16 protein-coding genes are annotated in these 11,679 nt (G+C 60.7%); 2 read left to right on the top strand and 14 right to left on the bottom strand.

Annotated features, from left to right (window positions below; translation table 11 throughout):
• Positions 1-71: 71 nt before the first annotated feature.
• Positions 72-1,646, bottom strand: coding sequence for an alpha/beta fold hydrolase (locus MPN20_RS16500; protein WP_242783902.1), 1,575 nt, complete (start codon positions 1,644-1,646; stop codon positions 72-74).
• A gap of 258 nt (positions 1,647-1,904) precedes the next feature.
• Here MPN20_RS16500 and MPN20_RS16495 point away from each other — a divergent pair, with 258 nt between their 5' ends.
• The gene (locus MPN20_RS16495; RefSeq protein WP_242783901.1) at positions 1,905-3,050 is read left to right on the top strand and encodes an aminotransferase class I/II-fold pyridoxal phosphate-dependent enzyme; all 1,146 of its coding nucleotides are present in this window, start codon (positions 1,905-1,907) and stop codon (positions 3,048-3,050) included.
• Positions 3,051-3,134: 84 nt separating this feature from the next.
• Here the strand turns inward: MPN20_RS16495 and MPN20_RS16490 are convergent, their stop codons facing one another.
• Positions 3,135-4,019 (bottom strand): PaaX family transcriptional regulator, encoded by an 885-nt coding sequence (locus MPN20_RS16490; RefSeq protein WP_242783900.1) that lies wholly within the window; start codon positions 4,017-4,019, stop codon positions 3,135-3,137.
• Between the two features lie 93 nt (positions 4,020-4,112).
• On the opposite strand from MPN20_RS16490, the gene MPN20_RS16485 reads away from it, so the two are divergent.
• Positions 4,113-4,352 carry a hypothetical protein gene (locus MPN20_RS16485; RefSeq protein ID WP_242783899.1) on the top strand — a complete coding sequence of 80 codons (240 nt, stop codon included), beginning with the start codon at positions 4,113-4,115 and terminating at the stop codon, positions 4,350-4,352.
• A gap of 26 nt (positions 4,353-4,378) precedes the next feature.
• Here MPN20_RS16485 and map read toward each other — a convergent pair whose 3' ends face one another.
• From map to rplN, 12 genes are all read right to left on the bottom strand, one after another.
• Positions 4,379-5,215, bottom strand: coding sequence for a type I methionyl aminopeptidase (gene map, locus MPN20_RS16480; protein ID WP_242783898.1), 837 nt, complete (start codon positions 5,213-5,215; stop codon positions 4,379-4,381).
• Complete coding sequence (locus tag MPN20_RS16475; RefSeq protein ID WP_242783897.1) at positions 5,212-5,778, bottom strand: adenylate kinase; 567 nt, start codon at positions 5,776-5,778, stop codon at positions 5,212-5,214. The genes map and MPN20_RS16475 overlap by 4 nt, the downstream gene beginning before the upstream one ends.
• Before the next feature lie 41 nt (positions 5,779-5,819).
• Positions 5,820-7,121, bottom strand: coding sequence for a preprotein translocase subunit SecY (gene secY / locus MPN20_RS16470; RefSeq protein WP_242783896.1), 1,302 nt, complete (start codon positions 7,119-7,121; stop codon positions 5,820-5,822).
• A 414-nt stretch (positions 7,122-7,535) separates the two neighbouring features.
• Positions 7,536-7,985: a 50S ribosomal protein L15 gene (gene rplO, locus MPN20_RS16465; RefSeq protein ID WP_242783895.1), complete on the bottom strand. Its 450-nt coding sequence runs from the start codon at positions 7,983-7,985 to the stop codon at positions 7,536-7,538.
• Position 7,986: 1 nt separating this feature from the next.
• Positions 7,987-8,169 carry a 50S ribosomal protein L30 gene (rpmD, locus tag MPN20_RS16460; protein ID WP_230746697.1) on the bottom strand — a complete coding sequence of 61 codons (183 nt, stop codon included), beginning with the start codon at positions 8,167-8,169 and terminating at the stop codon, positions 7,987-7,989.
• The gene (gene rpsE / locus MPN20_RS16455; protein ID WP_242783893.1) at positions 8,169-8,852 is read right to left on the bottom strand and encodes a 30S ribosomal protein S5; all 684 of its coding nucleotides are present in this window, start codon (positions 8,850-8,852) and stop codon (positions 8,169-8,171) included. Before rpsE ends, rpmD begins: the two co-directional genes overlap by 1 nt.
• Positions 8,849-9,229 carry a 50S ribosomal protein L18 gene (gene rplR, locus MPN20_RS16450; RefSeq protein ID WP_242783891.1) on the bottom strand — a complete coding sequence of 127 codons (381 nt, stop codon included), beginning with the start codon at positions 9,227-9,229 and terminating at the stop codon, positions 8,849-8,851. The genes rpsE and rplR overlap by 4 nt, the downstream gene beginning before the upstream one ends.
• 2 nt (positions 9,230-9,231) lie before the next feature.
• Positions 9,232-9,768: a 50S ribosomal protein L6 gene (gene rplF, locus MPN20_RS16445; protein ID WP_242783889.1), complete on the bottom strand. Its 537-nt coding sequence runs from the start codon at positions 9,766-9,768 to the stop codon at positions 9,232-9,234.
• Between the two features lie 16 nt (positions 9,769-9,784).
• Positions 9,785-10,183, bottom strand: coding sequence for a 30S ribosomal protein S8 (rpsH, locus tag MPN20_RS16440; protein WP_242783887.1), 399 nt, complete (start codon positions 10,181-10,183; stop codon positions 9,785-9,787).
• Between the two features lie 67 nt (positions 10,184-10,250).
• A complete protein-coding gene (gene rplE / locus MPN20_RS16435; protein WP_242783885.1) occupies positions 10,251-10,820 on the bottom strand; it encodes a 50S ribosomal protein L5 in 570 nt (189 codons plus the stop codon).
• Complete coding sequence (gene rplX, locus MPN20_RS16430; RefSeq protein WP_242783883.1) at positions 10,820-11,188, bottom strand: 50S ribosomal protein L24; 369 nt, start codon at positions 11,186-11,188, stop codon at positions 10,820-10,822. Before rplX ends, rplE begins: the two co-directional genes overlap by 1 nt.
• 2 nt (positions 11,189-11,190) lie before the next feature.
• Entirely contained in the window at positions 11,191-11,559 is a 369-nt protein-coding gene (rplN, locus tag MPN20_RS16425) for a 50S ribosomal protein L14 (protein ID WP_009883559.1), read from the bottom strand.
• Between the last annotated feature and the right edge of the window lie 120 nt (positions 11,560-11,679).

Below are 11,679 nucleotides of genomic sequence, written 5' to 3'. Positions count from 1 at the left end.
CACTGCTCATCAGTGAAGACTCGGTGTCGTTGCTGTGTAGTCACGTCTCCACCGTGCCAGTCCTGGAATGGTCAATAAAGGAGACACGCCCTAGTATCGAGGTAGACCTGCGGTGTCTTGTTGATGTCCTTGAGCGCCTTGTACGCCTCGACGTTGCCAGGATCGACTGCTCCGTCGAGAACCAAGCGGCCCACATTTTTCGGGAACTTCTGCGCGTAGACATAGCCCAGACGGGTTCCGTAGGAGAAACCGACGAAGTCGAGCTTCGCATCCTGGCTGGTCGAGCGGATAATGTCGAGATCGCCGACGGCATCCCAGGTGCCCAGGTGCTTCATCAGGTTCTCCTGGCTGCCTTCTCCGAGGTCGAAGAGCTTGCCGGTGTTCTTGATGCAATCGTTGGCGAATCGCTCGTACTGCTTGTTCAGCAAGTCCTCGGCGTCGTCACGATCGCCAGCCCAAGCGTCCTCCGCGCGGTCGTCATCGAGCTGCTCATCGGTCGAGCACTGAGACACCGGCAGGGACGCGCCTGTACCGCGCGGATCAAACCCGACGAGATCGAAATTCGCGGCGAGGTCCGGCTCGTAGAGAGCCCCGACCACACCGAGGTTCATACCCGATCCGCCTGGTCCGCCAGGGTTCCAAGCTACGGTTCCCTGAGATTCGGTCTTCTGGAATTTGCCGTTGACGATCTTTCCGGCAGGCACCTTCATCATGGCGATGGCGATATTCCCCGCCTTCGGGTTCTTCGCATCGACGGGCGCGATGATGTACCCACATTCCGGGGTGCGTCCGATTCTCTCGGTGTAGTCGGGCTGCCCGAGCTTCGTGCAGTTCTCAGCACTCAGATCGACGTCCTGGTTGTAGTAGGAGCCCAGGCCGGAGGGAATGTTGCCGGCCCCTTTGGCGCCTTTCTCCGGGTCGGGGATCGTGTAGGTGCCGTCGTCCTGGCGGAAGAGCTCTTTGGCCAGCTTCGGATAGAACTCGTCGAGATCGGATTCGTCGGCCTCGGAGCCATCAGCGTCGGCGGCATCGACCTTTTCCGAGTCATCGGCGCTGTCAGGCTCATCAGGCTGCGCCGACTCCCCGGAGTCCTCCCCGTCGCTTCCTGCCACAGCGCCATCAGCGTTATCGCCGGCGGCAGTCTCAGAGGGGCTCGGTTCGCCGGACTCCGCACTGACTACAGTGAAGGCGCGGCTGGTCTTGAGCTCGTCATCGGTCTTGACGACATAGGTGCCTGGAATCAGACCAGATCCGTCGATTTCCGTTTCGAGAGACTTCCCCTGTCCCTCGACGATGGTCTCGGTTCCCGCAACGACTTCATTGTTCGAAGCGTGAACGATCTTGAGCGTCGTCGATGCTTCTCCCTCGGTTGTCAACGAGACCGGAATGACGAGATCGGCACCGGCTTCGACGTCACTGTCGATGCCGAGCACGATCTCGAGGTCTTCCGCCTGAGCAGACGGCCCTGTCGCTGGAGCACCTCCCTCCGACGATTCAGAGGAGGTTGAGTGGGTGGACTGGTGAGAATCGGTGGACTCCGACGGGCTTGCGGCAAGAGCAGGCAGACTGCCTGCGAACAGCATGGAAGCGCCGATGATCGACGCTCCCAGAACACGCGAAGACCCCTGAATTGTGATGTGGGTCATGACCGCTATAGTAACGTACAGATAACACTCAGAGATTTTTCATCTTCTTCGTTACCAATTCGTAATGCAACTGAACTTGCCGCAAAATCGACTGAGTCGCCATGTGACGCGTGTGCGACAGCTGTGTCGTCACATGTCGGCCACTCCGCGCAGCGCCCTGCGGCCCTGCTAGCGTGATTGCTGTAGGTACTCTGGGCAATCGCCCGGCGGAGCGGCACAGGAACTCAGGTTCACAATCGTCGAAGGAGACTCATCGCCATGCAGGATTTCGACTCGATCACAGAAGACTCGCTCGTCGCCAAGGGCGGCCGCAAATGGTCGAGCTTCCCCGGCAGCTTGGGCGCCTTCATCGCCGAGATGGACTTCGGCGTCGCTCCGGGCATCCGTCAGGCGCTGCAGGAGATGGACGAACGCGATCTCTTCGGATACGCACCGACTCAGATCGTCGCCGATCTCAAGTCCGCCACCGCGTCTTTCCATGCCGACCGATACGGCTGGAGTGTGCCCACGGAGCACATCGAGCTGGCCAGCGATGTCCTCGCAGGCTTCCTCGGCGTTCTGCAGTTCCTCACTCCCGCAGAGACTCCCATCGTCTTGCCCACGCCTGCGTACATGCCATTCTTCGACGTCGCGAGGGTCACCGGCCGTGAACTCATCGAAGTTCCCATGATCCGGTCTGAGACCGGTTGGGCAGCCGACCTCGAGGCGATCGACGCCGCGCTGGCGCCTGGGGCAACCCTCGTGCTGTGCAACCCCCACAACCCGATCGGCAAGGTGTACACCCGTGAGGAGCTGTTAGCCCTCGCCGAGGTGGTCGACCGCAATGGCGCGCGAGTGTTCTCCGATGAGATTCACGCCCCGCTCGTCTACGAACCTGCCCAGCACGTACCGTATGCGAGCGTGAACGAAACCACCGCCGCGCACACAGCCACAGCAACAGCGGCGTCGAAGGCCTTCAACATTCCGGGGCTCAAGTGCGCGCAGCTCATCCTCACCAGCCCAGCAGACCGTGAGATCTGGGCTCAGAAGGGAAACTTCGTCTCCGGCGCAGCGTCGAATGCCGGCATCCTCGCCACGACCGCAGCCTATACGCAGGGCCGGGACTGGCTGGCGGAAGTCATCTCCTACCTCAAAGGCAACCGTGATCTGCTGACGGATCTCATCAGCGCTCAGCTTCCCAACGCCACGTTCCTTCCCCCTGAGGGAACCTACCTGGCATGGCTGGACCTGCGCGGGTACGGCCTCGAGACCGGCTTGGCAGACCAGTTCAACGACAGCGCGAAGGTCGCCATCACCGAGGGGCGCCTGTGCGGTGAGGTCGGGGCCGGGCATATCCGCCTCAACTTCGCCCTCCCCCGCCCGCTGCTCGCCGAAGCGGTGCAACGTATCGCCGCCGCACTCTGAGCCCGACGCGGACACCCTGAGCGACGCAGGCTCCCTGAGCGACACGGGGATTCCTGACTACAGGGACGCTCAAGGCGTCCATGGTCAGTCCTGCGGTAGCCACTCAATGATGTCGAAGGACGAGGATCCACGTGCGATATCGAGGACTCGATCATTGAACCGCAAGTAGTATTCGACATTGCACCTGTCCATGAGAGTCCGGAATCGCACAGCAGGCTGATTCGCCCCGACCAGCTTCGCCGGCAGTATCGGATGGGTCATCACCGCGCGGGAGACTTCATAGTAGAGGTCGAAGAATTTCGTCAGCGATAGGTCCTGCCGTCCGCCTCCCGGTGTCTGCCCGCCGTTACTCAACGCTGAAAGTTCAGCCTCGAGCGTCGGCAGTACACTCGTCGCTGCTTCGAGCTCGAATGCCTGTGACGTCATCCTCTGTGCGGCTTCGAAGCTGCCGGGCTCGAGAGTCACAAACTCATACCAGCTGGGACCGTCGACATCCGGCAGCTGGGCGGCCATATCCCGCCCTCGGTCAACGAAGGCCAGCATCAAACCGGGGCGCAGCTGCCGGTAGCCGAGCATCCGGCCCACGTACTGGAAGCGATCACGCAGCATCCGCGCCGACTCCGGAATCGAGTACACAGCAGCATAGAACCTGCCGTCGAACTCCGGCGCACTGCGTTCGCCGGCGATGTACAGGAACCCGGAAAGCATCCGTTCACTGAGTCGATAGAGCGAGACGCGTCCGAACTTCTCAGAGGACAGGATGCCGCGGTGCACCATTCGCACGAGCTGATTGTGCACACTCGACGTCGAGTAGCCGTGCTCAGCGAGGACATTGACGATGACAGGGCCCGGTACACCCCGGGCTCTGAGGCATCCGAAGACCGAGACGACGTCGAACGCAATTCGCGTGAGCCGATATCGATCACCCACATCTGCGCCACGTTTCGTACCGCGATGGACACCTGTCATGAGCAGATCCTAACGTGAAAGCACAAAAACCCTGTCGGGATCCTCCCCGACAGACACCATGACCAATCGGTCACGAGCACGAGGAGCTATGCCATGGATGACATGCGGTACGAAAACAATAAGCAGGTCTATCAGATCGCACGATCGACGGCCGTGCTGACCGGAGCAATCACGGCGTTCATTGCGTTCTGCGCGTTCTCGCTCGCGGGATTCGAAATCCAGGAAACCGTGGCCTGGATGTTCGCCTTGAGCCTGATGGCCGCCTCGGCGCTCTTCGTCTTCATGTACATCGTCACGACGAACCAGCTCAAGAACAGACAGCGGACAGCCTAACCGCCGGCGGCCTCAACCGTTCTACTTCAGGCGCCCCGCGGAGGCACAGGCGTGATTCCGAAGGGCGCCAGTCCGGCGACTCCCCCATCCTCAGCAGTGAGTACCCAGACTCCCCCGTCATGTCGAGCCACACTGTGCTCCCAGTGACTCGCCCGCGACCCGTCAGCGGTGACGACGGTCCAGTCATCAGCGAGCGTGACGGTTTCCGAACTGCCTGCAGTGAGCATCGGCTCGATCGCCAAGCACATTCCCGGTTTGATCTTCGGACCATGGGAGCCCGACCGATAGTTCAGAACGTCCGGCGCCATATGCATCGCAGTGCCGATTCCATGACCGGTGAATTCCTCAACCAGTCCCAAGTCGGGAGCCTTCTCCGAGCAGTGGTCATCGATCGCGTCGCCGATGTCGCTGACCTTCGACCCTGTGGCGAATGCTGCGATCCCGACCCACATGGCTTCTTCAGCGGCCCGCGACAGGGCGAGGTCGGCGCTCGACCCTGCTTCTTCGCCTCCGACGACCATGGTGAAAGCTGAATCGCCGTGAAATCCGTCGACGATGGCACCCCCATCGATCGAGACGAGATCCCCGGATTTCAGAACTCGGTCACCGGGGATTCCGTGGACGATCTCCTCGTTGACTGAGATGCACACGACAGCGGGAAATCCCTGGTAACCCTTGAAGTTCGACTTGGCCCCGGATTCGACGATGACGGCCTCGGCAGCAGCATCCACCTCGGCGGTGGTGGCTCCGGGAACCGCAGCCGCGCGAGCCGCCTCGAGCACCGCATGAGTGACGAGACCGGCTCTGCGCATGGCCGCGATCTGATCGGGCGTCTTCAGCTCAATCCGGGGACCGAAGATCATCGAATGGAGTCGAGGATGCGCTCGGTGATGTCGGCAACCTCGCCGAGGCCGTCGACCTGGCGCAGCAAACCGCGTTCGCGGTAGATGTCGGTCAGCGGCTGGGTCTGTTCGGCATAGACGTCGAGACGGTGACGCACGACCTCTTCGCTGTCGTCGCTGCGACCTTCGGTCTGGGCCCTTGCCAGCAGGCGTGCGACGACCTCGTCGACATCAGCTGTGAGCTCGACGACATGCTCGATCTCGTGTCCCTCGGCTGCGAGGATCCGGTCGAGTTCCTTGACCTGAGCGCTGGTGCGCGGATATCCATCGAGCAGAAAGCCCTTGGCGGCATCGTCCTGAGCAAGGCGGTCAGCGACCATCGAGTTCGTCACTTCGTCAGGAACGTATTCGCCCGCGTCCATGTAACGCTTTGCGAGCTGGCCGAGTTCCGTTTCGCCCTTGACGTTCGCTCGGAAGATGTCTCCGGTCGAGATCGCTGGGATATCGAGCGCTTCGGACAGACGCGCGGCCTGTGTGCCCTTGCCAGCGCCGGGAGGGCCGATCAGGATGATGCGTGAGCTCATAAGGTGTCCTTCCAATGGATAAACGAAATCTGTCGACTCTGTCAGCGAAGCAGTCCTTCATAGTGGCGCTGCTGCATCTGTGCATCGATCTGCTTGACGGTCTCCAGGCCGACACCGACCACGATCAGCAGCGAGGTGCCGCCGAACGGGAAGTTCTGGTTCGCGTTGATGAGAACCAACGCGATCAGCGGAATCAGCGCGACGAAAGCCAGATAGAGCGAGCCGGGGAAGTTGATGCGGCTGAGTACGAAGCTCAGATAGTCGGCAGTGGGTCGACCGGCCCGAATGCCGGGAATGAAGCCGCCGTACTTCTTCATGTTGTCGGCGACTTCCTCCGGGTTGAAGGTGATCGCGACGTAGAAGTAGGCGAAGAAGATCGTCAGCAGAGCATAGACCGCGATGTAGATCGGGTGGTCGCCTCTGGTGAAGTAGGTATTGATCCACTCGACCCATTTGCTCTGCGGATCGAAGAACTGCGAGATCAGACTCGGCAGGTACAGCACGGACGAAGCGAAGATCACCGGGATGACGCCGGCCATGTTGACCTTGATCGGAATGTAGGTCGAGGTGCCCCCGAACATCCGCCTGCCCACCATGCGTTTGGCGTACTGCACAGGTATGCGCCGCTGTGACTGCTCGACGAACACGACGAGCGCAACCAAGACTAGACCGACTGCCAGGACGATGATGAAGATGTCCGCACCCTGCTCGCGGAGGATCGCTCCGAGCGAGGAGGGGAAGGCCGAGGCCACAGAGGTGAAGATCATCAGCGACATTCCGTTGCCGACACCGTGCTCGGTGATCTGCTCACCCAGCCACATGATGAGGCCGGTGCCCGCGGTCAAAGTGAGAACGAGAACGGTGATGCCCCACCAAGTGTCGTTCGTGATGAGGTTGTCGCATCCTTCGATCTTGCCGAAGAGTGCGCCTGAGCGCACGGTTGCCACCAGCGTCGTCGAGTTCAGGACGGCGAGTCCGATAGTCAGATACCGCGTGTACTGGGTCAACTTGGCCTGACCTGAAGCGCCCTCTTTGTGAAGAGCTTCGAAGCGAGGGATGACAACGCGCAGCAACTGAACGATGATACTGGCGGTGATGTAGGGCATGATGCCCAGAGCGAAGACCGAGAGCTTCAGCAGCGCGCCGCCGCTGAAGAGGTTGATCATCGCGAACCCGCCCGAATTCAGCTGCGGGGAGGCGACGCATTCCTGGACCTGGGCGTAATCGATGCCAGGGGAAGGAATGAACGATCCGAGTCGGAAGATGACAAGAATGCCCAGGGTGAAGAGGAGTTTGTTCCTCAAGTCGGGCGTTCTGAAGGCCCTCCGGATTGCGCCGATCAAGCGTCCTCCTCGTTGGGGGATGAAAAGTCAGGGTCGCAGATATACGACCCGGCGAATGAGACAAATACCTGCAAAAGACTACCAGGATATGAGTCTCAGGCTGAAACCGAGGCCCCTTGCGCACCGGTGCTCGACAATGGTGATCGTCGGTTGACTCACGTCGACCACTCCCCCGTTGCGCAGACAGACGATCTCGTTTCGCCGCACCTGCCCCGAACCCGACCGCTCTGCGCGCTCGGTCCGAGCCGCGAGGGGTACCTGGGAGGCGTCGACCATTGCACGACAGCGCCTGTTGCACCGCTCCCCTGCAATAGCCTCCGGATCCGTGTGACAGAAAAAACAGAGACGACGAAGGGACGGTCACAAAGTGACCGTCCCTTCGGTGAAACCTCAGAGCCGCTGAGCGGAATCTGTTCAGGCTTCGGTAGCGTTGCCGCCTGCAGCCTTGATCTTCTCGAGCGCAGAGCCCGAGAACTTGTCTGCAGTGATGTTCAGTGCAACGGTGATCTCACCGGTGCCCAGAACCTTGACCGGCTGCTTCGGACGCACAGCACCCTTGGCCACAAGATCGGCGACAGTGACGTCGCCGCCTTCTGGGAACAGGGCCGACAGCTTGTCAAGATTGACAACCTGGAACGTCACCTTGGCGGGGTTCTTGAACCCACGCAGCTTCGGCAGACGCATGTGCATCGGAGTCTGTCCACCCTCGAAGCCGGCAGGAACCTGGTAACGGGCCTTCGTGCCCTTGGTTCCGCGTCCGGCTGTCTTACCCTTCGAAGCCTCACCACGACCAACACGGGTCTTGGCGGTCTTGGCTCCGGGAGCAGGACGGAGATCGTGGACCTTCAGAGAGTCGTTCGACATATCAATCCACCTCTTCCACAGTCACAAGGTGACGTACAACGTTGATCATTCCCCGAATCTCGGGGCGATCCTCGTGCACCACGACGTCGTCGATCCGCTTCAAGCCGAGCGAGCGCAGTGAATCGCGCTGGTTCTGCTTTCCGCCGATTTCGGACTTGCGCTGAGTAACTTTGAGTTTTGCCATCAGGATTTCGCCCCGCCTTCTGCAGCCGCCCGCAGCAATGCGTGAGGAGCGACCTCGTCCACAGGGAGGCCACGACGAGCCGCGACTTCCTCAGGACGTTCGAGGCCCTTGAGAGCCTTGATCGCCGCGCGAACGATGTTGATTGCGTTGGCTGATCCCAGCGACTTGGACAGGATGTCCTGAACGCCGGCAGCATCGAGGACCGCACGCACTGGACCACCGGCGATAACGCCGGTACCCGGAGCGGCCGGACGCAGCATGACTACGCCGGCAGCGGTCTCACCCTGGATCGGGTGAGGAATGGTCTTCTGGATGCGGGGAACGCGGAAGAAGTTCTTCTTCGCTTCCTCGACACCCTTGGCAATGGCTGCAGGAACTTCCTTCGCCTTGCCGTAGCCCATTCCGACCATGCCGTCTCCGTCACCGACGACGACGAGGGCAGTGAAGGAGAACCGACGTCCACCCTTGACGACCTTCGACACACGGTTGATCGTGACGACGTGCTCGATGAACTGGCTCTTCTCTTCGCGGTCACCGCGACCGCCGCGTCCACGGCCTTCGCCGCGTCCACGACCCTGGCCGCCCTGACCGCCCTGGCCGCGGCCACGTGAGGAGCGATCACTGTTGTTATCCGTACGGGTCTCAGCAGTTGCCGGCTGATCCTTCTTCTCTTCAGTGCTCATAGAGCCAATCCTCCTTCACGGGCACCTTCGGCGATTGCCTGCACGCGGCCGTGGTAGGCATTGCCTCCACGGTCGAATACGACGGCTTCGACGCCGGCATCCTTGGCACGCTGAGCGACGAGTTCGCCAACCTTGCGAGCCTTACCGGTTTTGTCATCCTCGAGTGTGCGCAGGTCGGCTTCCATGGTGGAGGCCGATGCCAAGGTCTTGCCGACGGTATCGTCGATGACCTGGACAAAGACGTGGCGCGTAGAACGAGTCACTGAGAGGCGAGGACGTTCGGACGTTCCGCTGACATGCTTGCGCAGACGAGCGTGACGACGCTTGCGGGCCGCAGCCCTGCCCTTGCCGTAGCTTTCCTTTTTGCCAAAGGCCATCTCTACTTACCAGCCTTTCCGACCTTGCGACGGACATTTTCTCCGACATACCGCACACCCTTGCCCTTGTAGGGTTCAGGCTTGCGCAGCTTCCGGATGTTGGCAGCGGTCTCTCCGACCAGCTGCTTGTCGATGCCGTGAACTGCCAGCTTGGTCTGTCCGTCGACCGTGAAGGAGATTCCCTCAGGTGGTTCGACGGTGATCGAGTGGCTGTAGCCCAGAGCGAACTCGAGGTTCGATCCCTTGGCCTGGACGCGGTAACCGGTGCCGACGATTTCGAGGGCCTTCGAGTAGCCCTCGGTCACACCGACGATCATGTTGTTGATCATCGTGCGGGACAGTCCGTGCAGCGAACGCGATTCGCGCTCCTCGTTCGGACGGGCCACTGTCACAACGCCATCTTCGAGCGATACAGTGATCGGCTCGGCGATGGAGACGGACAGATCGCCCTTAGGTCCCTTGACGGCGACATCCTGGCCGTCGATCTTGACCTCGACGCCATTGGGGACGGAGATCGGGTTCTTGCCAATACGTGACATATTCTTCTCTCCTTCCTTACCAGACGTAGGCGAGGACTTCCCCACCCACACCCTTCTTAGCGGCCTGGCGATCCGTCAGGAGACCTGACGACGTCGACAGAATGGCGATTCCGAGTCCGCCGAGGACCTTGGGCAAGTTCGTCGACTTCGCGTAGACGCGCAGTCCGGGCTTCGAGACCCGGCGCAGGCCGGCAATCGAACGCTCGCGGTGAGGGCCGAACTTGAGGTCCATGAGAAGGGTCTTACCGACCTGAGCGTCTTCGACGCTCCAGTCAGTGATGTAGCCTTCGGCCTTGAGGATCTCGGCGATGTTGGATTTCAGCTTCGAGAACGGCATGCTGACGTCCTCGTGGTAAGCCGAGTTGGCATTGCGCAGACGTGTCAACATGTCTGCGACTGGATCAGTCATTGTCATTTGGGCACTAGCCCTTCCTCGTTACGGTTTCCGCCCGCAAACTGCGCTTGGACCTGCAACGTAGCGATTATTTTGTCTTGAACGGGAACCCGAGGTGACGCAGAAGTGCACGTCCCTCGTCGTCGGTCTTCGCTGTAGTCACAACGGTGATATCCATACCACGGACGCGGTCAATCCGGTCCTGATCGATCTCGTGGAACATCGACTGCTCCGTGAGACCGAAGGTGTAGTTACCGTTCCCGTCGAACTGACGATCCGAAAGGCCGCGGAAGTCGCGGATACGCGGAAGCGCCAGGGAGATGACACGGTCGACGAATTCCCACATACGAGCGCCACGCATTGTCACGTGGGCACCGATGGGCTGGCCTTCGCGCAACTTGAACTGGGCGATGGACTTCCTCGCCCGAGTCACGATCGGCTTCTGACCGGTGATCAGAGTCAGATCGTTGATTGCGCCTTCGATCAGCTTCGAATCGCGTGCTGCGTCACCCACACCCATGTTCACGACGACCTTGGTCAGACCGGGAACCTGCATGGGATTGGCATAGTTGAACTCGTCCTGCATCTTCGCCACGATGTCATCGCGGTACACCTGCTTGAGGCGCGGTGCCGGACGGCTGGTTGTTGTCTCAGTCATCAGATATCCTCCCCGGTGCGGCGCGAGAAGCGAACCCGAACGGTCTTGTTGCGACCATCGCGCTCGACGGTTTCTTCGCGGTATCCGACGCGAGTGGGCTTGTTGTCCTTGGGGTCAACGAGCGCCACGTTGGACACGTGGATTGGGGCTTCGTGTGTCTCACGGCCACCGGCAGTGCCGCCGGCCTGAGTCTGCGTCGCCTTCTTGTGCTTGATCACGCGGTTGATGCCCTCAACGAGGACCCGGTTGCGCTCTGGGTACACGGCGAGAACCTTGCCCTGCTTCCCACGGTCGCCGCCACGTGACTGGCGTGCGCCGGAGATGACCTGGACGAGGTCGCCCTTCTTGATCTTGAGCTTATTCGCCATGCTCACAACACCTCCGGTGCCAGGGAGACGATCTTCATGAACTTCTTATCGCGCAATTCGCGTCCCACGGGCCCGAAGATACGGGTTCCGCGTGGTTCGCCATCCGTCTTGAGAATGACTGCTGCATTCTCGTCGAACTTGATGTACGAACCGTCGGGACGACGACGTTCCTTGGCGGTGCGAACGATGACAGCCTTAACGACGTCACCCTTCTTCACATTGCCGCCCGGAATTGCGTCTTTGACGGTGGCCACGATGGTGTCCCCGATCGAGGCATAGCGCCGACCGGAACCACCAAGGATCCTGATTGCCAGGATCTGCTTGGCACCAGTGTTGTCGGCGACCTTGAGTCGCGACTCTTGCTGAATCACTATTTTCTCCTGTCGTCGCGCCGGTTCTCATGTTTGCACACGAGCCTTGCGGAACGGATTAATGACATTTCACCCCGTTCCCGGTAGCCGCCCACGACCTGCTTGAGGTCGTGGGCGGGA

It is taken from the genome of Brevibacterium sp. ZH18 (assembly GCF_022748595.1).
In the GTDB taxonomy this organism is placed as follows: domain Bacteria; phylum Actinomycetota; class Actinomycetes; order Actinomycetales; family Brevibacteriaceae; genus Brevibacterium.
This window is presented reverse-complemented; position numbering and strand designations above follow the sequence as displayed.